22 protein-coding genes are annotated in these 25,660 nt (G+C 62.0%); 17 read left to right on the top strand and 5 right to left on the bottom strand.

Going from position 1 to position 25,660, the window contains the following annotated elements; genetic code table 11:
* Nucleotides 1-5 precede the first annotated feature (5 nt).
* The 3 genes from FHS64_RS03845 to FHS64_RS03835 all read right to left on the bottom strand — a co-directional run bounded on the left by FHS64_RS03845 (nucleotide 6) and on the right by FHS64_RS03835 (nucleotide 2,290).
* Nucleotides 6-899, bottom strand: a complete 894-nt coding sequence (locus FHS64_RS03845) for an aldo/keto reductase (RefSeq protein WP_167175905.1) — start codon at nucleotides 897-899, stop codon at nucleotides 6-8.
* A 99-nt stretch (nucleotides 900-998) separates the two neighbouring features.
* Nucleotides 999-1,637 (bottom strand): maleylacetoacetate isomerase, encoded by a 639-nt coding sequence (gene maiA, locus FHS64_RS03840; protein WP_167175902.1) that lies wholly within the window; start codon nucleotides 1,635-1,637, stop codon nucleotides 999-1,001.
* Entirely contained in the window at nucleotides 1,634-2,290 is a 657-nt protein-coding gene (locus tag FHS64_RS03835; protein WP_167175899.1) for a fumarylacetoacetate hydrolase family protein, read from the bottom strand. The genes maiA and FHS64_RS03835 overlap by 4 nt, the downstream gene beginning before the upstream one ends.
* 182 nt (nucleotides 2,291-2,472) lie before the next feature.
* Between FHS64_RS03835 and FHS64_RS03830 the strand changes: the two genes are divergently transcribed.
* The 11 genes from FHS64_RS03830 (at nucleotide 2,473) to FHS64_RS03780 (ending at nucleotide 12,661) form a co-directional block, all read left to right on the top strand.
* Nucleotides 2,473-2,838: an ElaB/YgaM/YqjD family protein gene (locus FHS64_RS03830; RefSeq protein ID WP_167175897.1), complete on the top strand. Its 366-nt coding sequence runs from the start codon at nucleotides 2,473-2,475 to the stop codon at nucleotides 2,836-2,838.
* Entirely contained in the window at nucleotides 2,838-3,269 is a 432-nt protein-coding gene (locus tag FHS64_RS03825) for a hypothetical protein (RefSeq protein ID WP_208380536.1), read from the top strand. Before FHS64_RS03830 ends, FHS64_RS03825 begins: the two co-directional genes overlap by 1 nt.
* Nucleotides 3,270-3,446: 177 nt before the next feature.
* A complete protein-coding gene (locus FHS64_RS03820; protein ID WP_167175894.1) occupies nucleotides 3,447-3,620 on the top strand; it encodes a DUF1328 domain-containing protein in 174 nt (57 codons plus the stop codon).
* 107 nt (nucleotides 3,621-3,727) lie between these two features.
* The gene (gene rsmI, locus FHS64_RS03815; RefSeq protein ID WP_167175891.1) at nucleotides 3,728-4,612 is read left to right on the top strand and encodes a 16S rRNA (cytidine(1402)-2'-O)-methyltransferase; all 885 of its coding nucleotides are present in this window, start codon (nucleotides 3,728-3,730) and stop codon (nucleotides 4,610-4,612) included.
* A gap of 26 nt (nucleotides 4,613-4,638) precedes the next feature.
* Nucleotides 4,639-5,034, top strand: a complete 396-nt coding sequence (locus FHS64_RS03810) for a YraN family protein (protein ID WP_167175888.1) — start codon at nucleotides 4,639-4,641, stop codon at nucleotides 5,032-5,034.
* Nucleotides 5,024-5,839, top strand: coding sequence for a transglutaminase family protein (locus tag FHS64_RS03805; protein WP_167175885.1), 816 nt, complete (start codon nucleotides 5,024-5,026; stop codon nucleotides 5,837-5,839). The genes FHS64_RS03810 and FHS64_RS03805 overlap by 11 nt, the downstream gene beginning before the upstream one ends.
* Nucleotides 5,840-5,967: 128 nt before the next feature.
* Nucleotides 5,968-6,912, top strand: a complete 945-nt coding sequence (gshB, locus tag FHS64_RS03800) for a glutathione synthase (protein WP_167175882.1) — start codon at nucleotides 5,968-5,970, stop codon at nucleotides 6,910-6,912.
* 32 nt (nucleotides 6,913-6,944) lie between these two features.
* Nucleotides 6,945-7,625: a hypothetical protein gene (locus tag FHS64_RS03795; RefSeq protein ID WP_208380534.1), complete on the top strand. Its 681-nt coding sequence runs from the start codon at nucleotides 6,945-6,947 to the stop codon at nucleotides 7,623-7,625.
* A gap of 77 nt (nucleotides 7,626-7,702) precedes the next feature.
* Entirely contained in the window at nucleotides 7,703-9,262 is a 1,560-nt protein-coding gene (locus tag FHS64_RS03790) for a YifB family Mg chelatase-like AAA ATPase (RefSeq protein WP_167175879.1), read from the top strand.
* A gap of 55 nt (nucleotides 9,263-9,317) precedes the next feature.
* On the top strand, nucleotides 9,318-10,868 hold the full coding sequence (locus FHS64_RS03785) for a response regulator (protein WP_167175876.1): 1,551 nt from the start codon (nucleotides 9,318-9,320) through the stop codon (nucleotides 10,866-10,868).
* A gap of 35 nt (nucleotides 10,869-10,903) precedes the next feature.
* Complete coding sequence (locus FHS64_RS03780; protein WP_167175873.1) at nucleotides 10,904-12,661, top strand: AmpG family muropeptide MFS transporter; 1,758 nt, start codon at nucleotides 10,904-10,906, stop codon at nucleotides 12,659-12,661.
* A gap of 56 nt (nucleotides 12,662-12,717) precedes the next feature.
* Here the strand turns inward: FHS64_RS03780 and FHS64_RS03775 are convergent, their stop codons facing one another.
* Both FHS64_RS03775 and dapF read right to left on the bottom strand, forming a co-directional pair.
* Nucleotides 12,718-14,997 carry an NADP-dependent malic enzyme gene (locus tag FHS64_RS03775; RefSeq protein ID WP_167175870.1) on the bottom strand — a complete coding sequence of 760 codons (2,280 nt, stop codon included), beginning with the start codon at nucleotides 14,995-14,997 and terminating at the stop codon, nucleotides 12,718-12,720.
* Between the two features lie 83 nt (nucleotides 14,998-15,080).
* Entirely contained in the window at nucleotides 15,081-15,959 is an 879-nt protein-coding gene (gene dapF, locus FHS64_RS03770) for a diaminopimelate epimerase (RefSeq protein ID WP_243862709.1), read from the bottom strand.
* A 53-nt stretch (nucleotides 15,960-16,012) separates the two neighbouring features.
* Here dapF and FHS64_RS03765 point away from each other — a divergent pair, with 53 nt between their 5' ends.
* The 6 genes from FHS64_RS03765 (at nucleotide 16,013) to FHS64_RS03740 (ending at nucleotide 25,624) form a co-directional block, all read left to right on the top strand.
* Nucleotides 16,013-16,828, top strand: coding sequence for an ion channel (locus FHS64_RS03765; RefSeq protein ID WP_167175867.1), 816 nt, complete (start codon nucleotides 16,013-16,015; stop codon nucleotides 16,826-16,828).
* Nucleotides 16,829-16,916: 88 nt separating this feature from the next.
* Nucleotides 16,917-19,100 (top strand): prolyl oligopeptidase family serine peptidase, encoded by a 2,184-nt coding sequence (locus tag FHS64_RS03760; protein ID WP_167175864.1) that lies wholly within the window; start codon nucleotides 16,917-16,919, stop codon nucleotides 19,098-19,100.
* Nucleotides 19,101-19,105: 5 nt separating this feature from the next.
* Nucleotides 19,106-21,310: a prolyl oligopeptidase family serine peptidase gene (locus tag FHS64_RS03755; protein WP_208380532.1), complete on the top strand. Its 2,205-nt coding sequence runs from the start codon at nucleotides 19,106-19,108 to the stop codon at nucleotides 21,308-21,310.
* A 65-nt stretch (nucleotides 21,311-21,375) separates the two neighbouring features.
* On the top strand, nucleotides 21,376-22,170 hold the full coding sequence (locus FHS64_RS03750; protein ID WP_243862708.1) for a DUF1223 domain-containing protein: 795 nt from the start codon (nucleotides 21,376-21,378) through the stop codon (nucleotides 22,168-22,170).
* A gap of 74 nt (nucleotides 22,171-22,244) precedes the next feature.
* Nucleotides 22,245-24,218 carry a potassium transporter Kup gene (locus FHS64_RS03745; protein WP_167175861.1) on the top strand — a complete coding sequence of 658 codons (1,974 nt, stop codon included), beginning with the start codon at nucleotides 22,245-22,247 and terminating at the stop codon, nucleotides 24,216-24,218.
* A complete protein-coding gene (locus FHS64_RS03740; protein WP_167175858.1) occupies nucleotides 24,215-25,624 on the top strand; it encodes an RsmB/NOP family class I SAM-dependent RNA methyltransferase in 1,410 nt (469 codons plus the stop codon). Before FHS64_RS03745 ends, FHS64_RS03740 begins: the two co-directional genes overlap by 4 nt.
* Nucleotides 25,625-25,660 lie beyond the last annotated feature (36 nt).

The following is a 25,660-nucleotide window of genomic DNA, read 5'->3' as shown; positions in this document are numbered from 1 at the left end:
AGGGCTTAGGCCGCATTGACCACGCGCAGGCGGGCGCTGAGCGCCGCCGAGCTGTCTTCCAGCGCCATGCTGGACCAGTCGATATCGGCGCAGGGCGCATAGGAGGCGGCCAAAATGGCCCGCAGTTGCGGTGCCGAGTTGACCTTGACGATCACGCGCTCGACGCCCGGCAGGTTCAGCCCATAGGTCAGTGCCGCCTGCATTGGGTCCACGCAGGCCTCGGCCATGCGGCGGCGTACCCGCGACAGCGACGGCGCAAAGGCACGGAAGCCTTCAGGCAAACGGTCCGAGGTGGTAAACAGCAAGCCCTTGGCAAACACCGAGGACAGGTGAACCCCAACCCCCATCTCGGCCAGACTTTCGATGGTGCCATTCTTGCGGGCACGCTGGTCCAGCACATTGCAGGGCAGTTGCACCACATCCGGCTGGAAACGACGCGCCAGCACAGCAGGGCTGTCTTCAATAGAGGCAATAAAGCCGATCTTGCGGAACAGGCCGCGCTCTTTCAGTCCCTGCAGACGGTTCCACAGGGCGCGGCCCTCTTCACCGGCCAGATCATTGGCATTTTGCACCAGAACCACGTCACCGCGCGGCAGGCCCATATGTTCCAGAGAGCGGCGAGCGCGGGCCTCGGCACGGTCCAGTCCTTCGGACAGTTCCACCGTACGGACCGAAACGCGGAAGGGCGACGGGAAGGGCCATGACTGACCCAGTAAACGCTCACCATCCCCTGTCGGCTTGGTCGCCACCATGGAGATACCGGCATCCGACGCCGTTTGCAGAATCTGGCGCACAGAATCTTCGCGCTGCCGAAGGGGTAGCGGGCGATAGGGATCAGACTCCACGGCCACGGCAAGGGCCAGTCTGTCAGCCGGATTATGTGCGTCAGAGAATCTCACGAGGCCAATCTGGCGCCGATTGGTTTACGCGAGATTGACCGCCGGTCGCTAAAGAGGGTGAAGTTCGTCTTCACCTTCTTTTTTCATCCGCCCGCCCTCTTAGGCCGGATCGGCGTCCGGTTGCTGGTCGGGGTGGGCCGCCATAAAGGCCGGATGCTGTTCGGCCCGCGCCTCAATGGCCAACAGATGCGGATAGGCCGACAGATCGATATTGAAACGTCGCGCCGAATAGATTTGCGGCACCAGATAACAGTCCGCCAGCGTCGGTTGATCGCCATAGCACCAGCCCTTGCCGTGTCTTGCGACCAGAACCTCCAGCGCGGCAAAGCCGTCATGGATCCATTGGCCGATCCACTGGCTGGTCGCCGCTTCATCGGCCCCCAAACCCTTGATGGCCTTCAGCACGCGCAGATTATTCAACGGGTGAATGTCGCACCCGACCACCGCCGCCATGGCCCGCACCTGTGCCCGCGCCACTGCCTCCGACGGCAGGAGCGGCGCTTGCGGATACTGTTCTTCCAGCCATTCCAGAATGGCAGGGCTCTGGGTCAGGACCGTCCCGTCATTCATCTCCAGCGCCGGAACCAGACCTTGCGGATTATGCGCCAGATAGGCGTCGGATTTTTGCTGTCCCGTGCGCAAATCCACCGCCGCCTGATCATAGGTCAGGCCCTTGAGGTTAAGCGCGATACGCGTGCGATAGCTGGTGCCCGAGCGCCAATAGCCGTGCAGGATCATCGTGCCATCACCGTAAAGCTGAGCGAGGGCAGGCCCTCGATTTCGGCCTCGACATAATCACCGGCATTCAAAGGCCCGACCCCTTCGGGCGTGCCGGTAAAGAACAGGTCGCCCGCCTGCAAATTCCACAACTGCGCCGCCTTGCCCAAAATGCCGTCCACATCCCACAGCATGTCGCCCAAGTGGCTGCTCTGGCGTACCTCGCCATTCACCTTCAGGCGGATCACCGCATTGGCAGGCGGTGGTGTTAGGCTGAGCGCGCCGCACGGGGCCGACTGGTCAAAGGCCTTGGCGGCATCCCACGGACGCCCCGCCGACTTGGCCGCCGATTGCAGGTCTCGGCGCGTCAGGTCCACCCCGACACCCCAGCCGATCGGCGCACCGCCCTCGCCCAGCGCCACCACCAGTTCGACTTCATAATGCAGATTGGCCGTCGCCAGCGGATAGACAGGATCACCCCCGTCCACCACCACCGCATCGGCGGGCTTGGTGAAAAAGAACGGGTCGGGCTTGTCGCCAGCAGCCCCCATTTCACGCGCATGGGCCGCATAATTCTGGCCGACACAGAAGATACGGCGCACGGCAAATCGCCGCACATCGTTATCGAGCGGCAAGGAAGAGGCGGGACGGGGTGCAATCAGCCAGTCGGTCATAGGCCCGACATTATGGGACAAAACCCAGATCATCCAGTGGCATAACTATAAACTTCCAGCCGCCACTTCCCATTACAAACAAAGCGCTTAATCATTTCGCTGGCGGAACGGCTTGTTGCCTATAGCGTTGGGTTGATGGACCCCTTATCTTATAGCCAAGCTCATTACGGAGGCGATGCCCCATGGCGACGTCCAAGACTCGTGAAGCCATCAAAGACGACCTCAAAACCCTGAAGGAAGATGTTGTGACCTTGAAGGATGATGTGAAGCTCGGTGCCCGCGAGGAAGCCGCCAACCTCAAGGCCAAGGCTGCCGAGGCCAGGGCCGCGGCTAAAATCAAGGCCGAAGAACTCAAGGGCAAGGCTGGCGAATACTATGCCACCGCCCGCGAACGCGGTCAGGAATATTATGGCGAAGCGCAGGACCGTTTTGACGACGCCCAGCGCTATGTCACCGAACGCGTTCAGGAACGCCCGCTGCAATCCACCGCCATCGCTCTGGGCGTCGGCGTGGTGATCGGCCTTCTGTTGGCAGGCCGTCGCAACTGATGATCCGCCATCTCGTCAACCGCATGATCGCCGGGGCCGTCGCCGCGGGCGCCGCGCTCGTGGCCATTGTCGCTCTGGGCGCGACCGTCTTCTATGGTCTCAGCCTCGTACTGACCCCGATAGGGGCTGCGGCAATAACGGCGGGCCTGTTTGCTGTGCTGGCCCTGATCGCCTTCCTCGTCTTTGCCAACAAGGTTGGTGATGAAGATGACGACGATTATGAAGATGAAGAACCCGAAGGTCTGCCCGCCCGCCTTCTGCATCTGGCCCAGCAACGTCCGGTCATCGGCATCGTCGTCGCGCTGGCTGCCGGTGCTGTGCTTTTGAAAAAACCGGGACTGGCCGCACTGGCTCTGACGGTCTTCAACGATCAGGGTCGAGACGCCCCGAGGGATCGCGATCGCAGATCAAGCCGTAGCCGTCGCCGCTAACCCCAAGCGACATAGAAAACATGCATGGCGCAGCCTTATACGGGCTGCGCCATTTGCATTTTAATGACCCGAATATTTCCGTTTTACGGAACACCCCGCCGCAGAGACGCGTTCAGTTTTGGATCCCCGCAGTCACTCAGGTGGCCGCACCCCATAAAATAATCAGGGAGTTACAACATGCTGCGTTGGGCCATTATCTTTTTCATCATCGCCTTGGTCGCCGCCCTTCTCGGGTTTGGCGGTATTGCCGGTACCTCGATGGAAATCGCCAAATTCGTCGCCATTATCGCCGTGATCCTGTTTGTGGTGTCGCTGGTCTTTGGCGGACTGAAAGGACGCGGCCCCCGTTAGGGCCAACCCTCAATGCGCATTACAGCGGGTCGCCTCGAAAGGGCGGCCCGCTTTTCTTTTTGCCCCCGCCATTGAGCCGGATCGCAGACACTGGCAGGGTCCGCGCCATGTCCGATCACCCGTCAGATCCCGCCCAGTTTCCGCGTACCGCCCCGCCTGCCCGCTCCGTCTCCGGCGGGCTTTATCTGGTGGCGACGCCGATCGGGAATCTGCGCGACATTACCTTGCGGGCTCTGGATGTGCTGTCCGCCGCCGATGTGGTGTTGGCCGAGGACACCCGCGTCACCGCCAAGCTGCTGACCGCCTATGGCATCAAGGCCAAGCTGGAACGCTGTGACGACCACACATCCAATCGCGCCGCCGAAATCGCTATCGGCCACCTGAAGGACGGTGCCGTGGTGGCGCTGGTATCGGATGCCGGAACGCCGATGGTGTCCGACCCCGGCTTTATCGTCGCCCGCGCCGCCATTGCCGAGGGCCTGCCGGTCCACCCCATTCCCGGTGCCTCCAGTGCGCTGGCGGCCCTGTGCATTGCCGGTCTGCCGTCCGACCGTTTCACCTTTGCCGGTTTCCTGCCGCCCAAGTCTGCGGCGCGCAAAACCGCGCTGGAAGAATTGCGCACCTCGCGCCAGACCCTGGTCTTCTTTGAAAGCGGCCCGCGCCTGAAGGACAGCCTGACCGACATGGCCGAGGTCCTTGGCCCGCGCGATGCCGCTGTCGCCCGCGAACTGACCAAGCTTTACGAAGAATGCGTGCGCGGCACCCTGCCGGAACTGGCCGCCAATCCGCGTTGCGATGCCCCCAAGGGCGAAATCGTTATCGTCATTGCGCCGGGTGCGGACGAAGTGGCCAGCGAGGCCGATATCGACACCGCCCTGACCGAAGCCATGACCCGCCTGCCCTTGGGTGAGGCTGCTTCGGAAGTGTCCAAAGCGCTCAATCTTCCGCGCAAAATGCTCTACAAACGCGCCTTGGAGCTACAGGGGAAATAGATCTGGCGGGGGCGCAAGAAATAGCCGTGGCAGTATCCGAACGCAGCGGGCGAGGCCGCAAGGCCTGGCGCACCGGTCACCGCAACGAGTGGTTGGCGGCGCTGTACCTGATGCTCAAAGGTTATCAAATTCTGGGGTTTCGCCTGATAACCCCCATGGCCGAAATCGATATTCTGGCGCGCAAAGGCGGCTATCTGGTTGTCGTCGAGGTCAAGTCCCGCACCCGTCTGGATCAGGCCGAGCTGTCGCTGTTACCCGACCAACAGGATCGTTTGTTACAGGCCGCCACCCGTCTGTGCCGCAGCCGCCCTGCTCTCGGTCGCCTGACACCGCGTCTTGATCTTATTGCCCTATCGCCCGGCCGCTTTCCGCGCCATGTTCGCAACCTGATGAGCAGTGGACGGACGCGTTTTGACCCGTGAAGAGGCGATAGCCATTCTGGAAGCCGCCGGCCTCGCCGACGACAAGGCCTTCCCGACACTGGAAGCCACCATTGCCTGTGCCCTGCATGATGCCCCGTTCCGCGATGCCTCGGCGGTGCGCCAACTGGTCGAGGCCTCGTCCAAACGTCTACGCGAGCGCGTCGAAAAAGAATCTCCCGACGAAGCCCTGACCGAAACCATGGCCGGAGATTTCCGCCTCAATGGCGATCTGCTGAACGGCGAAACCTTGCACGGCACCGATATTATCAATGTCACCCAGTCGCGTCGGGGCCTGTCGGCCCTTCTGGTGATCTTCTATCTGGAAGCCGCCCGTCGCGCAGGGCTGGAGGCCGCCGCCGTCGACTTCCCCGGCCACGTTCTGCTGCGGGTGGAAACCCCCGAAGGGCCGGTGGCTCTGGACCCCTTCAGTCAGGGCCGACTGGTCCTGCCCAGCGAACTGACCCGCCGCGCCCTTCATGCCGGTTTGACCCTGCATGTGGCCGACCGGCTCGATCTTCTGATGGCACCGATCAGCGACCGACAGGCCGTGATCCGGCTACAAAACATCGTCTTTGCCCGCGCCATGACGGCTCAGGCCTATGATCTGGCCGAGCGCTCGGCCCTGCGCCGCGCCGTTCTTGACCCGTGCGACCACCGCCCGTGGCTGGATGTCGCCGCCGCCCGCGAGCGTCAGGGCATTTTAAACGGTGCCATGGAAGCCATCGCCCGCGCCCGTGAAATCAGCGATGCCGTCGAGGCCAGCACGGCCTATAGCCTGCACAAAATTCGGCTGAGACTGAACTAGGCTGCATTAAACGTCCCTGCGGTCCTTGCGAACCGGCACCCGCATCGCCACACATGATCCATGGCCTTGATTGCACCCTGCATCTAAGCCTTGCTCTTCACGCCACGCGGCCCGTTAAAGGAAACGCCATGCTCAAAGTCGCCATCCAGATGGATCCGATCGAGGACGTCAATGTCAGCTCGGACACCACCTTCCTGATGGCCCTGACGGGGCAGGCACGCGGGCACAAGCTATGGGTCTATGACTTCCGCACCCTCGCTCTGGACGAAGGCCGCCTCTATTGCCGCGCCCGTCCGGTCACCGTGAAAAAAGCACAGGGCGATCACGTCACCTTTGGCGACGAGGTCAAGCTGGACCTCGAAAACGATATCGATGTGGTGCTGATGCGTCAGGATCCGCCGTTCGACATGGCCTATGTGACGGCCACCTATTTGCTGGAACGCATCCATCCCAAGACGCTGGTGGTCAATGATCCGGCCGAGGTCCGCTCTGCGCCCGAAAAACTGGTCGCCACCCTGTGGCCGCAACTGCAACCGCCGACCCTGATCAGCATTGATCCGGTGGCGCTGATGGACTTCCACAAACGCCACGGCGATGTGGTCCTGAAACCTCTGCATGGTGCCGCCGGTTCCGGTGTGGTGCGTCTGAAGGCCGATGATCCCAATCTTGAGGCCCTGATCGAAATCCACGCCTCCGCCTCGCGCGATCCGCTGGTGATCCAGAAATTCATCCCCGCCGTATCGGCTGGCGACAAGCGCATCCTGATTGTCGATGGCGAGCCTGTCGGGGCCATCAATCGCATTCCGGCCAAGGATCAGGTGCGCTCCAACCTGCGCGTCGGTGGCACAGCAGCCCCCGTCGAACTGACCGAACGCGACAAGGAAATCTGCGCCACTATCGGCGGCTATCTGAAAGAACGCGGCCTGATCTTCGTCGGTATCGACGTTATCGGCGACTATATGACCGAGATCAACGTCACCTCCCCGACCGGTGCCCAACAGCTTCTGGACTTCTCGGGCATCGATGCGACGGCGGCGATGTGGGACGTGATCGAGAAGAAGCGTCAGGCATAGCACTAGGTACTGCCACTCTGGGGAGAGAAACCATGCGTTCAACACTCATGACAGCCGTACCGATGGTGCTGGCGACCCTGACGGCTGTTCCTGCCATGTCACAGGACGCAGAACCCAAACGCCCGTCACTGGACGTCCTGAACCGCATCATCGAAGATCACAGTCCACAAACGCGTATCGAAGCTCCGGACCATGAGCGGATTAGTGCGCGACGTATCGATATAGTCGATGCTGACGGCACCATCCGCATGACATTGTCGGGAGAAACACCCGCGCCAATCATTGACGGCATCCAGTACAAGCGCGCCTTCAATGTCGCGGGACTGATCCTTTATGATGACAAGGGCAGCGAGCGCGGCGGCTTCGGCACTGCCGATGTCGAGGGCGGCATGGCGGTACTGGCGCTGGACCATCCCGCCATGGATGCGATCGGCTGGCGGGTTTCACCGGATGGATCGGTGGCCTTTTCAATCAATCAGGCCCCGCCTCTGATACGCGAGCCAGCACTGGGCAATGCGCTTGTCCCCGGCGTATCCACCCCCACCCGTATGCAGTTCACCGTTGCCGCTGACGGTACCCCCGCCGTTTTCCTCTCGGACAAGAACAACAAACCCCGCATCAGGATGACCGTTACCGAAGAAGGCTTCGGTTCGATCCAATTCCTCGATGCTGAGGGCACGGTCATTCACAGCATCACGCCTGAAGCGGATTAGATATTTAAAATATCAACGCTATTGCAAAGCCTATAAGTTCGTGATTTGTTCCCGCATGGAAGCGGTGGGGAACAATCATGGTGGCACGCGTGGTGACGCTGGCATTCGACGGGGCCGAGGCTCGCCGTGTCGATGTCGAGGTGCAGTTGGTGGCCACACCACAGGGCGCCTTCTCCATTGTCGGCCTACCGGACAAGGCCGTGGCCGAAAGCCGCGAGAGGGTGCGCGGGGCCTTTGCCGGTATCGGCCTTTCCCTGCCGCCCAAAAAGATTATCGCCAATCTGGCCCCCGCCGACCTGCCCAAGGAAGGCAGCCATTTTGACCTGCCGATTGCTCTGGCCCTTCTGGCCTCGATGGGGGTGATCGGACCGGATGCCTTGGAGGGCTGGTCGGCCATTGGCGAACTGGGACTGGATGGCCAGATTGCGCGTGTCGGCGGGGCGCTACCTGCCGCCGTTGCGGCATCCGCCATGGGGCTGGGCCTGATCTGTCCCGAGGCCAATGGTCCCGAGGCGGCTTGGGCAGGGGATGTGCGCCTGTTGGCCCCGCGCTCTCTGATTTCACTCATCAACCATTTCCGTGGCCAGCAAATCCTCACCGCCCCCAAGCCGGGCGATATGAGCGAAGCCAAGGCCGTGGCCGACCTGCGTGACGTCAAAGGACAGGAAGGGGCCAAGCGGGCCTTGGAGATTGCCGCAGCGGGCGGGCACAATCTGTTATTTATCGGCCAACCCGGTTCGGGAAAATCGATGCTGGCCCAGCGCCTGCCCGATCTGTTGCCGCCGCTGACGCCTGCCGAGCTTTTGGAAACCTCGATGGTGTGGTCGGTTGCCGGCCTGATCGAGCGCGGGGCTTTAAATCGAGAACGACCTTTTCGTGCGCCCCACCATTCCGCCTCGATGGCAGCTCTGACGGGGGGCGGCCATCGCGCCAAGCCGGGCGAGGCGTCCTTGGCCCATAATGGCGTCCTCTTCCTTGACGAACTGCCCGAATATTCGCCGCAAGCGCTGGATTCCTTGCGGCAACCGCTGGAAACCGGAGAGATCATGGTGGCCCGCGCCAATGCCCATGTGCGCTATCCGGCGCGTTTCCAACTGATCGCCGCCATGAACCCGTGTCGCTGTGGTATGGGCGGCGCAGGTAAAGGGGCCTGCGGCAAGGCACCCCGCTGCCAGCGCGATTATCAGAACCGTATCTCCGGCCCGCTGTTTGACCGTATCGACCTGACCATCGACACCCCGCCGGTCACCGCCGCCGACATGGCCCTGCCGCCCCCTGCCGAAGGCACAGCAGAGGTCGCCGCGCGTGTCAGTCGCGCCCGCGATCTGCAAACCCGTCGTGCCACAGATTTCGGCATAGACAGCCGTGATGGCCTCAATGCCCGCCTGAACGGAGAGGCCTTCGAAGCCTTTACCCGCCCCGATGCCGACGCCAAGGCCCTGCTGACCAAGGCCGCCGAAAACAGCGGAATGAGCGCTCGCGGCTGGACCCGTACCCTACGCCTTGCCCGCACCATTGCCGACCTTGAGAGCAGCGGACAGATTGGCCGTCACCATGTGGCCGAGGCCCTGATGTATCGTCGCAGCACCATGCGCGCCGAACAGGACTTCAATCTGATGACACAGCACGTATCGTAAATTAAAAAAGCAATGTTCGTCAGTTTTTTACATTCGGGGACTTAAGCTTTACCTTATGGATCAAACTGACCGCACGACCTCGCGTAAAAAGCCCCCCGCTGTGACGGCGCTCGACAAGCTGTCGCAAGGCGCACCCGAACAGCAATTCTTGCGGCTGATGAGCCACGAGATGCGTACCCCCCTGAACGGGGTGATCGGTATGCTGGGCCTGTTGTCCCGCACCCGACTTGATGGTGCCCAGCGCGCCTATACCGAAGCAGCCCAGAAATCTGCCGAACACCTGCTGGGTCTGGTCAATGATCTGCTCGACTATGCCCGCCTCGAAGCGGGCGCGCTGGAGTTCGATCTGGCCCCCGTCGATCTGGAGGGCCTGACCCGCAGCGTCGCCGAACTGCTCAGCACGCGCGCCCACGAACATGGCCTTGAAATCATGTGGTCGGTCGCCGCCGACGCCCCCGACATCATCGCCGATGAAGGCCGCCTGCGTCAGATCCTGTTCAACCTTGCGGGCAATGCGGTGAAATTCACCGATCAGGGCGGGGTCCATATTTCCATTACCCGCTGCGGCGGCACGGAACTGAAGCCGAAAATCTGCTTCCTGATTGACGATACCGGCCCCGGCGTCCCCGAGGATGCCCGCACCCGTATCTTCGAGGAATTCGGACACGCCGACCAATCCGATGCGGCCCGCCATGACGGAGCGGGACTGGGTCTGGCCGTGGTGCGCCGTCTGGCCGATGCCATGAAGGGCAAGGTCACGGTCGAAAATCGACCCGATGGACAAGGCGCCCGTTTCCGCTTCGAGGCCCAGTTCAACCGCGCCGCCACACCGGAGCGCAGACGCCCCCTGCACGGCATCAAGGTTCAGGTCACAAGCCCCGATCCCATGCTGAGCGAAAGCATCGGCAACCAGATCACCGCCAGTGGCGGCAAGGTCGTCAAACAGGCCGATGTCATCCTGATCGACCACAGTCTGGCCGACGAGAGCGGACGCGTGCCCCTGCCCGCCAACCAGCGCGCCATCATCCTGCTCAAACCGTCCGAGCGCGATCTTATTTCCAGCTATAAACGCGACGGTTATCACGGCTATCTCATCAAGCCGCTGCGTCGTGAATCCCTTGCCGAGCGGATTATTGTTGCGTCGGAACGCGCCGATGTAACGCCTCTGTCGATCCGCCATCTGGAAGATGATCGTCTGGCCGTTGGCACCTTCAAGGGGGTGCGGGTCCTGCTGGTCGAGGACAATCCGGTCGGACAGCTTCTGGCCAAGACCCTGTTGCGACGTGAAGGCTGCACCGTACAGACCGCCGCCGACGGTCACGAGGCACTAGAGGCGGCCCGCTCGCATCTGTTCGACATCATCTTCATGGACATGCGTATGCCGCGCATGGATGGGGTGACGGCGGCACTGCAATTACGCGCCCGCGGCGACACCACCCCCATCGTGGCCCTGACCGCCAATGCCTATACCGAGGACCGCGCCGCCTGTCTGGAGGCGGGCATGAACGACCACCTGACCAAACCACTCGAAATCGATGCACTAAGAATGGCTCTGTCGCGCTGGACGAACGGGTATAACCACGCCAAATTGGTCGCCACGACCTGACGCCGGACACCTCCGGTTATGAACCGGAGCCTCGCATGGCAAAGCCTGAACACACGCCCGCCGGAAGTTCTGTGTCTGACACCACAGTTACTAAAAAACCCAAGGCCGGGCGTTTGGCAGGATTGGCGGTCTATGCCGAGCGCCGCCCGTTTTCCATGCTGTTGCTGGGCTTCTCTGCGGGTCTGCCCTTCCTGCTGATCTATGACACCTTGTCGGCATGGCTGCGCGACAGCGGTGTTTCGCTGGAAATGATCGGCTTCTTTGCGCTGGCGACCCTGACCTATGCGTTGAAATTCGTCTGGGCCCCGCTGCTGGACCGGACGAACATTCCGCTTCTGTCCAAATGGCTCGGCCATCGCCGCTCGTGGATGCTGGCGACACAGGGGGTCATCATTCTCGGTCTGTGGTTGATTTCGGGCCAGAACCCCAATGACAATCTGGGCATGGTGGCGCTGTTTGCCGTCATGGTCGGCTTCTTTGGCGCGACACAGGATATCGCCATCGATGCATGGCGCATCGAGGCCGTGGATGACAGCCGCCAAGGGGCCATGGCCGCCGCCTATCAACTGGGTTATCGCGTTGCCCAGATCGTCGCCGGTTTCGTACCGCTGGCACTGGCCGAGTTCTATAACTGGAACCTGTCCTATGCCGTTATGGCCGCCCTGATGGGGATCGGTGTTCTGGGCGTTCTGCTGGCCCCGCGCGAACAAGCCCATGTCATCCGTCCCATTCCGGTGTCGGACATCCCGTCGCGTCCCGTCGCCGAAAAGATCGAATGGGTCATCCGTATCGGCCTGATCTTCCTTGCCGCGATCTTGATCGGCACCGGCCTGACCGACAAGATTTCTGCGTTTGAATGGGCGTTGGGTCCGGTCTTGCCCGATGCGCTGATGGCCCTGTTTGCAGGCGGTCTGGAAACGTCAGGCGGTCTGGGCGTACTGATCCAATTTGTCTGGATCATTGCCGGATTTGGCCTGCTGTTCTGTGCCTGCTCGCCCGTTCCCAACTATCGCACCCGTCCGGGGGCCTATCTGGCCGCTTCATTCGGTGCGCCGGTGAAGGATTTCTTCGTCCGTTTCGGCAAGCTGGCCGGGCCGATCCTTGCGCTGATCTGCCTTTATCGCCTGTCCGATTTCGTTCTGAACATCATGAACCCCTTCTATCTGGATCTGGGGTTCAGCCTTCTGGAAATCGGCGAGGTCCGCAAGATTTTCGGCGTGGTTGCCATGTCGTTGGGTGTCTTTGTGGGCGGGGCGATGGTGGCCCGTTTCGGACTGATCCGCACCATGCTGATCGGGGCCTTTATGAGCCCGATTTCCAATCTGGTCTTTGCCTGGCTGGCCACTCAGGGCCATGACCTGCACGCCCTGTTCATTTCTATCGGCATCGACAATGTGGCTACCGGCATCGCGGGCACGGCCCTGATTGCCTATATGTCCAGCCTGACCTCGGTCGGTTTTACCGCCACGCAATATGCCCTGTTCAGCTCGCTCTATGCTCTGCCCGGCAAGCTGGTGGCGTCGCAATCGGGCAAGATCGTCGAGGCCTCGGCCCGCTCGGCCGATGCCGGTGGGTTCACCGCCCCTCTGAAGGGCTTTTTCACCGCCCTGCCCGAAGGCTCTCTGGTCGAAGGGGCCGCCAAGAGCGGGGTCAGTGTCGCAGGTTTAGGCGCGGGCTATATGACCTTCTTCTTCTATTCGATGGGGATCGGCCTGTTTGCCATTGCGCTGGCCTTCTATGTCGCGCCGCGCCACTTGGCGCTGAAGAAGTCGCAGGAACAACAGGACACCTAAACGAAAAAGGGCGGTGCCATTGGCACCGCCCTTTCTCTTTGGTTCTCGTCCGAAGATTACTCTTCGATACCTGCGCCCGAATAGGCCGCAAAGGTCGCCGAGGTGATGATCTCGCTGACCGAGGCACCCAGCGGCACGATTTGCACCGACTTCTCCAGACCGACCAGCAGCGGACCGATCACGGTCGCCGCACCCAGCGACTGCACCAGACGGGTCGAGATGGCGGCTGAATGAATGGCCGGCATCACCAGCACATTGGCATCACCGGTCAGACGCATGAACGGATAGTTCGCACGCGCATCGGGGTTCAGCGCCAGTTCCGGCGGGATTTCGCCTTCATATTCGAAGTCTACATCCATACCGTCGAGGATACGGATGGCCTCGCGGACCTTCTCGCCGCGATCACCGGGGGGATCACCGAAGGTCGAGTAGGACATGAAGGCGACGCGTGGCGTACGGCCCAGCTTGCGAACCGTCGAGGCCGCCTTGATGGCGATTTCGGCCAGTTCCTCGGCATTGGGCAGTTCATGGATCGAGGTGTCGGCCACGAACAGGGTGCGCCCCTTGGCCAGCACGATCGACAGACCAATCATACGCCCGCTCACGTCCAGAACGCGGCGGACCTCTTTCAGGGCCATGTTGAAGTTGCGGGTCACGCCCGTAACCATGCAGTCCGCCTCGCCGCGCGCCACCATGGCGGCACCGAAATAGTTGCGGTCCTGATTGATCATGCGTTGCACGTCACGGCGCAGATAGCCGCGACGTTGCAGGCGGTTATACAGCCAGTCCACATATTCGGTATTACGCTCCGAAATGCGGGCATTCATGATCTTGATGCCCAGATCATCGAAGTTCAGACCGGCTTCGGCGGCGTTCTGGCGGATCAGCTCTTCGCGACCGACCAGGATCGGCTCGCCCAGTTCGGCCTGCTTGAAGGCCCAGGCGGCGCGGATAACCGACTGCTCTTCGCCCTCGGCAAAGACCACGCGCTGTTTCGGCCCCATACGGACGGCCGAAGAGATCTTCTGCATCAGGGCTGCCGACGGATCGACGCGCTGGCGCAGGGAAATACGATAGGCCTCCATGTCCTCGATCGGCATACGCGCCACGCCGGTATCCATCGCCACCTGGGCGATGAAGGGCGGGATGTACCAGATCAGACGCGGGTCAAACGGCGACGGAATGATGTAGTCCGGACCGAATTTCAGCTTGCGACCACGATAGGCCGCAGCCACCTCGTCCGGCACATCCTCGCGGGCGAGGGCGGCCAGAGCCTCGGCACAGGCCACCTTCATCTCGTGGTTGATCTGGCGCGCACGCACATCCAGCGCACCACGGAACAGGTACGGGAAGGCCAGTACGTTATTGACCTGGTTCGGATAGTCCGAGCGGCCTGTGGCGATGATCGCATCATCGCGTACTTCTTGAATCTCTTCCGGCGTGATTTCCGGATCGGGGTTGGCCATCGCAAAGATGATCGGACGCGGGGCCATCGTGGCCACCATTTCCTTGCTGATCGCGCCCTTGGCCGACAGACCGATCACCACATCGGCACCGACCATGGCCTCGGCCAGAGTGCGGTGCGCGGTTTCGGTGGCGTGTGCCGCCTTCCACTGGTCCATACCCGACGGGCGGCCCTTATAGACCACACCGTCGCGGTCGCAGATGACCGTGTTCTCGGCTTTAACGCCCGCCGCCTTCATCAGGGCGATGGTGGACAGACCCGCCGCACCGGCACCCGACAGAACCACCTTCAGTTCATCCAGACGCTTGCCCGCAATATGGGCCGCATTGATCAGACCGGCCGTGGCGATAATGGCCGTGCCGTGCTGGTCATCGTGGAAGACCGGAATATCGAGCAGGTCCTGGAGCTGGGCCTCGATCTCGAAACACTCGGGGGACTTGATGTCCTCGAGGTTGATACCGCCCCAGGTGTCGCCGATGTTTTTCACGACGGTGATGAACTCGTCGGGATCGGTCGTTTTGACTTCGACGTCGAAGCTGTCGACATCGGCAAAGCGTTTGAACAGAACCGACTTGCCTTCCATCACCGGCTTGGACGCCATGTGACCGAGGTTGCCCAGACCCAGAATGGCCGTGCCGTTCGAGATCACCGCAACAAGGTTGCCCTTGGACGTATAGTCATAGGCCTTGTCGGGATCTTCGGCGATGGCACGCACCGGCACCGCCACGCCCGGCGAATAGGCCAGCGACAGGTCGCGCTGGGTCGCCATCGGCTTGGTTGGAGCCATGGAGATTTTGCCCGGCGTCGGCGCCTTGTGGAATTCCAGGGCGTCGTCGTCGGAGAAGGTTTGTTTATCGGTCAAATCGGGCATTTAATCTCAACCAGAGGCATGTGCAGCGCCTTGTTCCTAGAGCGTGGTTTCCTTAGGGACAACCGCTCATTACTCACACTAGATTACAGTACAGACTGAAGTTGTCCTGTCAGTTCAATTTCAACCGGTCCGGTCATAAAAACATGGTCCGAGACGGTATCCCACTCGACGAACAGCTCACCACCGTCGAGGATCATCTTTGCGGAGCGGTCAATCAAGCCGCGACGGCTGGCCGCTACCATGGCCGCACAGGCCCCCGTACCGCAAGCCAGCGTCAATCCGGCGCCGCGTTCCCACACCCTGAGGCGAATGGTCTGGCGGTCCAGCACATGGGCAAACCCCACATTCACGCCCTCTGGGAACAGAGGGTGGTGCTCGATGAGCGAGCCTGTGCCGCGCACGAAAACATCATCCTGATGATCGGTGAAAAACACCACATGCGGGTTGCCCATCGAAACCGCGCCCGGCGTATGCACCAGCGGATTGTCGATCGGCCCGACCTGTAACTCAATACCGCGCGTATCCATTTCCTCGGCCAGCGGAATCTGCTGCCAGTCCAGACGCGGACGACCCATATCGACGGTGACCTGTTTCAGCCCGTCCCGTTCTGTCGACGCACGCGCCAAGGCGGGACCGGCAACCGTGTCGATCGTCACTTCGGACTTTTCGGTCGCATCCAGCATCAGCCAGCCGACACAGCGCAGTGCATTGCCGCAAGTCTCCACCAGAGAACCGTCCGAGTTCCACACCCGCATGAAGGCATCGCCGCCCTCTGCCTTCTCGACCGCGATCAACTGGTCAAAGCCGCCCAGACCCGCCTCATCGGAGGCCAGCCGCCGCACTTCGTCTTCGGAAGGCCGGAACGGTTTTTCCATGGCATCGACCACGATAAAGGCATTGCCCGCGCCGTTCATGCGCACATAGCCGTATTCGCCGCTCTGCCGATGCTGGCTGTCAGTCATTATCTGGCACTCATCCTCTGGGATTTCCTCCCAACTCATGTATCGCTTTGGCTATGCGCCCCAGCGACCCACATTCCCCCCAGCCGCAACCTCTCCTCGAAGGCCTGCGCCTGAGAGCGCGTTTGCGCTACCTTTACCACGGCACCCAGCCGACAGCGGTGAAATTCCGCCTGATGGTCATTGTTATCGATCTGGCCATCATCGGATTCTTCATTGCTGCCCCGATTTTGAAAGAAGCCGGTTGGGTCTTTTACGCGCTGGATTATTTTATCGCCCTGATCCTCGGGCTTGATCTGGCGGCGCGCGCCTATGCCCATTCAACGATCAAGGACTGGCTGAAACGGCCTATTGTCTGGGTCGACCTGTTTGTTCTGGCCACGCTTTTGTTTCCGGCATGGCTGGCCAATTTCGGCTTCCTGCGACTGTTGCGACTATGGAGCCTTTTGAACAGCGACCTGTTCTGGCGCACGGTCGGGCGCCGCTTTGACGATACCCGTGTCGAGGCCATTACCCGCGCCGCTGTCGCACTGATTACCTTTATCTTTGTGACCACCGGCTTCGTCTATGCCTATTTCCGCGGCAAGGCCGAGGGCATTAACGGCTATCTGGATGCGCTGTATTTTACCGTGGCCACCCTCTCGACCACCGGCTTTGGCGATATCACCCTGCCCGGCAATTGGGGCCGCGTGATTTCCATCGTCATCATGTTGGTGGGGATCACCCTGTTCATTCGTCTGGCCCAGACCCTAATCCGTCCGCACAAGGTCAAATTTCCCTGCCCGTCCTGTGGCTTGCAAAATCACGACCCCGATGCGGTCCACTGCAAGGCTTGCGGCCTGTTGCTGAATATCCCCGACGAGGGCCACTAAACCCGCTGACCGATTTGTCGCCTTGATCCATGGCCCGACCACAGCCAAGGTGCCGAAAAATCAAAATCCCATAGGGAGCCTATCTTTAATGCACCGTCACTTGGCCCGTCGCTCGGCAGTCGCCGCCGCAGCACTTCTTCTCGCTTCCGGACTTCCTGCTGTCGCCATGGCCCAGAACACCCCTGCACCCGCTGCCGCTTTTGCAACGACCGACGCCACCGATCCCTATCTGTGGCTGGAAGACGTGCAGAGCGAGCGCGTCGATGCGTGGGTGGCCGAGAAGAACCAGCATTCGCTGGGCACACTGCAATCGGACCCGCGCTATGAAGGCCTGTACCAACAGGCGCTGGACATCCTGCAATCGCGCGACCGCATTCCGGGCGTCAGCATCCAGCGCGACGGCTCGCTCGAGAATTTCTGGCAGGACGCCGAGCATGTGCGTGGCATCTGGCGCCGCACCTCGATGGACTCCTACAACACTGCCAATCCGCAGTGGGAAACCATTCTCGACTTTGACGCCCTTGCCGCTGCCGAAGGTGCCAACTGGGTTTATAAGGGCGCGACCTGCCTTGCCCCCGAAGGCCGCTATTGCCTGATCTCGCTGTCGGATGGCGGCAAGGATGCTGTGACCATCCGCGAGTTCGACAAGGTCACCAAGCAGTTCGTCGAGGGCGGCATCAACCTGCCGGAATCCAAGTCGGGCGTCAGCTGGATCGACAAAGACACCCTGCTGATCTCCTATGCCTATGACGAAAGCTCGCTGACCACGTCGGGCTATGCGCGTACCGTGCGTATCCTCAAGCGCGGCCAGACGCTGGATCAGGCGGTTCAGGTCTTTGAAGGCGAAACCACCGACATGTCGGTCAGCGGTTACACCCTGCGCGATGCCGACGGCGTGGTGAAGGCCACCTTCGTCCAGCGCATGCGCGACTTCTATAGCAGCGACAAATACATCCTGAACGCCGACAATTCGGTCACTCAGGTGCCGATGCCGGCCAAGGGCGGTATCAATGCGCTGGTGGCGGGCAAGCTGGTCATCTCGACCGACGAGGACTGGACCGCGCCGTCGGGCCAGACCTTCAAGACCGGCGACATTTTCGCCTATGATCTGGACGCGTGGCTGGCCGACAAGTCGGTTCAGGCCGAACTGGTCCTCAGCCCCGGCGAGCGCGAGGCTGTCGAAGGCATTAGCGCCACCCGCAACCGTCTAGTCGTCGCGCTTTATGAAAACGTGCGCGGCTCGATCTATGTCTATGACCCCGCCGACTGGTCGCGCACCCGCGCCAACCTGCCGGAAAATGTCACGGTCGGTATCGGTTCGACCTCCAGCCAGAACGACCAGTTCTTTGCCTCGGTCAGCGGCTATCTGACGCCGTCCAGCCTCTATTTCGGCGATGCCGCGACCGGCCAGATGGCCCTGTCCAAGTCCCTGCCGCCCAAGTTCGATGCCACCGGCAAGATCGTCGAACAGCATCAGGCCGTCAGCAAGGACGGCACGCTGGTGCCCTATTTCGTCGTGCGCAGCGAGAACGCGCCGATGGACGGCTCCAACCCGACCCTGCTCTACGGCTATGGCGGCTTCCAGTCGTCGCTGCTGCCTTCCTATAGCGGCCCGATGGGCAAGCTGTGGCTGGAGCGCGGCGGCGTCTATGTCATCGCCAATACCCGTGGCGGTGGCGAGTTCGGCCCGCGCTGGCACCAGGCAGCCCTGCAAGAAAACCGTCAACGTGCGCACGAGGACTTCCAGGCCGTGGCTCTGGACCTGATCGCGCGCGGTATCACCTCGCAACCGCACCTTGGCATTATGGGCGGCTCGCAAGGCGGTCTGTTCATGGGCGCGATGCTGACCCAGCGTCCGGACCTGATCAACGCCGCCGTCATTCAGGTGCCCCTGTTCGACATGCTGCGCTTCCACAAGCTGCTGGCCGGTGCCTCGTGGATGGGTGAATACGGCAATCCCGACATTGCCGAAGAACGGGCTTGGATCGCCGAATACTCGCCGTATCAGCGCCTGTCGGCCGATGCGCCCTATCCTGAAGTCTTCATCCACACCTCGACCAAGGATGACCGCGTCCACCCCGGCCACGCCCGCAAGGCAGCCGCCCGCCTCGAAGAACTGGGCCATCAGGTTCTGTTCTATGAAAACACCGACGGCGGTCACGCCGCAGGGGCCAACCTGCGCGAAAGCGCCCGACGTCTGGCCCTTGAATACACCTATCTGACCCGTCGTCTGATCGACACGCCGCAGTCCACCGAAGCTCAAGGAAACTAAGTCCCATGATGAAAACCCTTATCGCTTCGGCCTGTGTGCCGGTCCTGCTGATGGCCTGTGCGCCTGTGGCAACCGCCCTCGAAACCGGTGCAACCAGCGGGGTGCACGCCACAACGCTGCCTCCGCACTTCCCCAAGGATCTGTCGCCCGCCGGTGTTGCCGCGGCCGATGACCATTTGGCGCTGGAACAGGTACAAGGCACCGAGGCCATGGCCTTTGTCGCCGAGGCCAACCGCAAATCGCTGGGCGCCCTGACCACCGATGCCCGCTACGAGCCTTTCCGCGAGCAGGCGCAGGCCATTCTGACGGCCACCGACCGTATTCCGGGCGTCAGCTTCCTTGGCGATGGTCTCGGCAATTTCTGGCAGGACGGCACCAACCCCAAGGGTGTGTGGCGCCGGACCTCGCTGGACAGCTACCGTACCGCCACGCCGCAATGGGAAACCCTGCTGGACATCGACGCCCTCGCCAAGGCCGAGGGTCGTGACTGGGTGTTCAAAGGCTCGTCCTGCCTGCAACCGGATGAAACCCGCTGCCTGATCAACCTGTCGGACGGCGGCAAGGATGCCGTGCGCGTGCGCGAGTTCGACACCACCACCAAGAGCTTTGTAGCGGGCGGTTTCGACCTGCCCGAAGGCAAGCACCGCATCAGCTGGCTGGATGCCGACACCCTTCTGGTGGCCACCGATTTCGGTGACGGCACCATGACGGAGTCGGGCTATCCGTTCATCATCAAGGCGCTGAAGCGCGGCCAGTCTCTGGCACAGGCCACCGAGGTCTATCGCGGTGAACAGACCGATGGCGGCTATGGCGTCTCGCCCATGGTCATGCGTAATCCGGACGGTGTGGTGCAGGCCGTGCTGTTCAGCCGTCCTCTGGACACCTTCCGCTCGGAAACCTGGGCTCTGGGTCGCGACAACACGCCCTACAAGCTGAACCTGCCGGCCCGCGTCGGTGTTCAGGGCATGCTGGGTGACAAGCTGGTCTTCTCGCCGGATCAGGACTGGGCCTTCGACGGTCACGACTATAAGGGCGGCGAACTGCTCGCCATTCCGTTCAACCTGCTGGGTGAAATGCGTCCGCGCATTGCCTATCCACGCAATGCCGCCCTCGTCTTCTCGCCAACCGAGCGCCAGTCGCTGCAAGACGTCCGCGTCATGAAGGACGGCATTCTGGCCGCTGTTTCGGACAATGTGGTTGGCCGCCTGACGCGCTTTAGCGAAGGCGAAAACGGCTGGACCGCCACCGCCATCGCTGTGCCGGACAATATGGCTGTCAGCCTCGGCTCCAGCTCGCGTACCACGGGCCGCGTCTTTGTCTCGACGCAAGGCTTCCTGACCCCGCCGACCCTCAGCCTGACCGATTTCAACACCGGCACCACCACCGAGCTGAAGTCCGCTCCGGCCAAGTTCGACGCCTCGACCCATGTGGTCGAACAGTATGAGGCCACCTCGACCGACGGCGCCAAGGTGCCCTATTTCATCGTGCGTCCGCGCGATCTGGCCATGGACGGCAAGGCGCCGACCGTCATGCTGGGCTATGGTGGTTTCCAAGTCAGCCTGACACCGGCCTACAAGCCGGAAATGGGCAAGCTATGGCTGGAGAATGGCGGCGTCTTCGTGCAGGCCAATATCCGTGGCGGTGGCGAGTTCGGCCCGCAATGGCACCAAGCCGCCCTGCGTGAAAATCGCCAGCACGCCTTTGACGATTTTGCCGCCATCGGTCGTGACCTGATCGCACGCGGTATCACCTCGTCGCGTCACCTCGGCATCTATGGCCGCTCCAACGGCGGTGTGCTGACCTCGGTATCGATCACCCAGAACCCCGACCTGTTCAATGCGGCCGTGATCGAAAGCCCGCTGATCGACATGATGCGCTATCCGGAAATGCCCGCCGGTGCCTCGTGGATCGGTGAGTATGGCGATCCGCGCATCCCTGCCGATGCCGAGTTCATCTCCAAATACTCGGCCTATCAGCTGCTGCGTCCGGAAGTGAAATATCCGCGCGCCTATATCACCACCAATACGCTGGACGACCGCGTCCATCCGGGCCACGCCCGCAAGTTCGCGGCACGTCTGGGTGATCAGGGCCACGACCACCTCTATTACGAAGACACCGTCGGCGGTCACTCCAACGACGCCGATCCGGTGGCCAATGCCCGTCGCTGGGCACGCCATTATGTCTATCTGTCCCAGCAACTGATGGACTAAGCGTCCCGTCAGGAACCGGATATAACGAAGGGCGGCAGGGACATCCTGCCGCCCTTCACGCTTTTATGAGCGGCACTTTTGTAAAAGCGGTGCTTATTGTGGCCGCCATGCAAAGATGGTCCTCGCCTATCGCCTTTGGTCTTTTAGCCGGTGCTGCTCTGCTCGGGGCCAGCACATCTTGGGCATTGGCCGCCGAAGACCGCCCTGTCGTGGTGGAACTGTTCACCGCACAGGGCTGTAGCGGTTGCCCCGACGCCAATGCGACACTGGCGCAGGTGGCGCGCAATCCCAATGTCCTCGTCCTGACCTATGGCGTTGATTACTGGGACTATCTGGGTTGGCGCGATACGTTTGCGCGGCCCGAATTCACCGAACGCCAGCGCGAATATCGTGAGGCCCTCGGCCTTCGCAGTGTCGCCACCCCGCAGTTTGTCATCGACGGACAGCGCCAGTTGGTCCCGCGCCGCGCGCCCGATCTGGACAATGCCCTCGCCCACACTGGCGCAAACCCCCTTCCGCCGCCCGATATCGAATTTCGCGAGACGGGAGATCGGGTCGCTGTTGGCTCGGGCCGATTGCCGCAGGGCGGGGCCGAAGTGGTCGCTGTGCGCTATGCCCCCGGCCTGCAAACGGTCGAAGTTCGATCCGGCGACAATCAGGGCCAGTCGGTCAAACACATCAATGTTGTGAAGGAAATCCATCACTTGGGGGAATGGAGGGGGCGTGCCTCTCTGTATAAACTCCCTCAAGGTCTGTCCGCACACGACCTAAGTGACGATGCACTGGTTGTGATTGTTCAGGGCAAGTCAGACCGGCGCATTCTGTCGGCTGCGCGACTGCCGGAACTTCATCACGATTGAACCGCTGACAGAAAGGGGCTAAAGGCCCGCCGCTCTTGATGGGTGCGTCTTGTCGCGCGACCCGGAGGTTTTGCATGGTCGGGGACCAACCCCGCGACGACCGACGTCCGGCCGCCGCAAGTCAATCCGCTTCTTCTGACAACGCGCCCAATCCGTCCCACGACGGACCCCATGGCACGCCTGTCAGCAAGAATGCCCAACGTGCGCTGCTGATCGGTGCCATCGGCGTCGTCTTCGGCGATATCGGCACCAGCCCGATCTATGCCCTGCGCGAAGCCGTCGGACATGCCCAGGGGCTGGGCGATCCGCATCTGGCCATTATGGGCGTCGTCTCGCTGGCCTTCTGGGCGCTGATGATCGTGGTGACGTTGAAATACGTCCTGTTCCTGATGCGCGCCGACAACCGTGGCGAGGGCGGAGCCCTGTCGCTCATGGCGCTGGCCCAGAACGCGCTTGGCCGCCGCAGTGCCTTCCTATTTGTGCTGGGCCTATGCGGGGCCGCGCTCTTTTATGCCGATGGCGTGATTACCCCCGCCATCTCTGTGCTTTCGGCCATTGAGGGCATCAAGGGCGCGCCGGGTGTCGGCAATGCCATCAACCCGTTTATCGTGCCGATCGCCGCCATCATCCTGATTGGACTGTTCATGGTCCAGTCCCATGGCACGGCGGGGCTGGCCAAGTTTTTTGGCCCTATCACCCTGACATGGTTCCTATCGCTCGGGGCGCTGGGCCTGTTCCATATCTTTGACGACCTGTCGATCATCACCGCCCTGTCGCCGCACTATGCATTGAGCATGCTGGCGGCCAAGCCGATGCTGGGCTTTGTCATCCTCGGCAGTGTGTTTCTGGCCGTCACCGGTGCCGAGGCCCTCTATGCCGATATGGGCCATTTCGGAAAATCGCCCATCCGCAAGGGCTGGCTGTTTATCGTCCTGCCCTGCCTGACCCTGAACTATCTGGGACAGGGTGCCTATCTGCTGGCCCATCCGTCGGCGATGGACAATCCGTTCTGGAACATGGTGCCGCAGCTGATCTACTGGCCGCTGCTGCTGTTGGCGACCGCCGCCACCGTGATCGCCTCGCAGGCCGTCATCACCGGTGCCTTCTCGGTCACGCAACAGGCCGTGCAACTGGGTCTGCTGCCGCGTCTGGACATCCGCAACACCTCGGAAACACAGGCGGGACAAATCTATGTTCCGGCCATTAACGGCCTGTTGATGCTTGGGGTGCTGTTCCTGCTGGTCACCTTCCAGAACACCCACAACCTGACCGCCGCCTATGGCGTGGCGGTAACCGGCGTGATGTTCGTCAACACCCTGATGGCCTTCACCGTTGCGCGCCACAAGTGGAAGTGGCCGCTATGGGGCGTGTTGGCCATCTTGATCCCGATGGGCTTTGTCGACCTCGTCTTCCTCAGCTCCAACCTGCTGAAACTGCCTGACGGGGCGTGGATGCCGCTGCTGATCGGCGGGCTTCTGGTCATGCTGATGTGGACATGGGTGCGCGGCACGCAGATCCTCGGCGAGAAGACCCGCCGCGACAGCCTGCCCCTGACAGACCTGATCGACATGCTGTCGGCCCGCCCGCCGCATCGCGCACAGGGTACGGCCATCTTCCTGACCTCCGACCCGACCGTTGCGCCGGTGGCGATGATGCATAATCTCAAGCACAACAAGGTGCTGCACGAGAAGAACATCATCATGACCGTCCACACCTCGCACAAGCCGCGTGTCAGCGACCAGAACCGTATCGAAATCGAGGTCATTTCCGACGATTTTAAACGCGTGACGCTGACCTTCGGCTATATGGAGACGCCGAATGTACCCAAGGCGCTGGCCCAGTGCCGCCGTCAGGGGCTGAAGTTCGACATCATGTCGACCAGCTTCTTCCTTGGCCGTCGCTCCGTAGTTCCTTCCGCCCGTCAGGGCATGCCCCTGTGGCAAGACAAGCTATTTATCTTCCTTATGCGTAACGCCGCCAACCCCACCGACTTCTTCCGTATTCCCCCCGGCCGTGTGGTCGAACTAGGCACGCAGGTGTCCGTATGAGCCGTCCGCCAGCCAGAGGGGGCGATCAGGGTCGCCCGCAAAACCGTGGTTCCAACCGTGGCAGCGCCCAGCGCCGCCATGCCACCAGCCACAAGCCCTCCAACCGTCCGCAGGGCGAGGACCGCTATCCCGAGGTCGGGGTTCAGGCCCGTCTGGTGGCCGGTATCCTGCTGAATGCCGCCCTCGAAAAGCGCACCGGCCTTGACGAGGAAATGGCCAAGAGCCCGGCCCGCGACCTGTCGCCCGCCGACCGCGCCTTTGCCCGCGCCTGTGCCATGGGCGCGCTGCGTCGTCTGGGCGAGATCGACCAGATTCTCGGCAAGCGCCTGAAAGCGCTTCCGGGTCTGCCGACCATGACCATCCTGCGCATTGCCGTGGCCCAGATGCTGGTGCTGGAAACCCCGTCCTTTGCCGCTGTCTCCACCGCCGTCAAACTGGCAGAGCGCGACAACAAGACCCGTCCGTACAAGAACCTCATCAATGCGGTTCTGCGCGGCATCGACCGCGACGGTTTCGGCGTCACCAAGCCCGAGGCCAACCTGCCTGAATGGCTGGCCGCCCGCTGGCTGGCCAATTATGGCGACGAGGCCCTGAAGGGTCTGGCCGAGGCCACCCGTTTCGAGCCGCCCACCGATATCTCGGTCAAGCCGTCTGCCGACCGTGCCGCGCTGGCCCAAGCGCTGGAAGCCAACATCCTCGAAGGCGGCACCTTGCGGACCGACCGTCGTGGCGATGTGGCCCAGTGGCCGCATTTCGAGGACGGTGACTGGTGGGTGCAAGACGCCGCCGCCGCCATCCCTGCCCGTCTGCTGGACGTCCAGCCCGGCCAGACGGCGCTGGACCTGTGCGCTGCGCCCGGTGGCAAAACGCTGCAACTGGCCGCCAGCGGTGCCTCGGTTGTCGCTGTGGACCGCTCGGAAAGCCGCCTGAAGCGTCTGCGCCAGAATTTCGAGCGCACCAGGCTGCACGCCGAAGTCGTCGCCATCCCTGCCGAAGACTGGGAAGATGACCGCCAGTTCGACGCCGTCCTGCTGGATGCCCCCTGCTCGGCCACCGGCACCTATCGCCGCAACCCCGAAGCCCTGCGCGCCGCACGCCCTGCCGACATCGCCAAACTGGCCGATGTCCAGCACCGTCTGCTGGATGTGGCAGCCCAGAAGGTCAAGGTCGGCGGCAAGCTGGTTTACTGCGTCTGCTCGCTGGAACGCGAAGAGGGCGAAACCCAGATGATCGCCTTCCTGCGCCGCAATACGGGCTTCAAGACCGTGGCGGCTGAACCGGCCTCGGTGGGTGCCCCGCTTGAGGCCCTGACCAAGGAGGGCTGGCTGCGTATCCTGCCCGGCCAGTGGGAAGAAAAGGGCAGCCTCGACGGCTTCTTCATCGCCCTGCTGGAACGCACGGCCTAAAAGACAAAAGGCGGCCCTCGCGGGTCGCCTTTTTCA

This window comes from Brevundimonas terrae, from assembly GCF_011761985.1.
Taxonomy (GTDB): Bacteria; Pseudomonadota; Alphaproteobacteria; order Caulobacterales; family Caulobacteraceae; genus Brevundimonas; species Brevundimonas terrae.
This window is presented reverse-complemented; position numbering and strand designations above follow the sequence as displayed.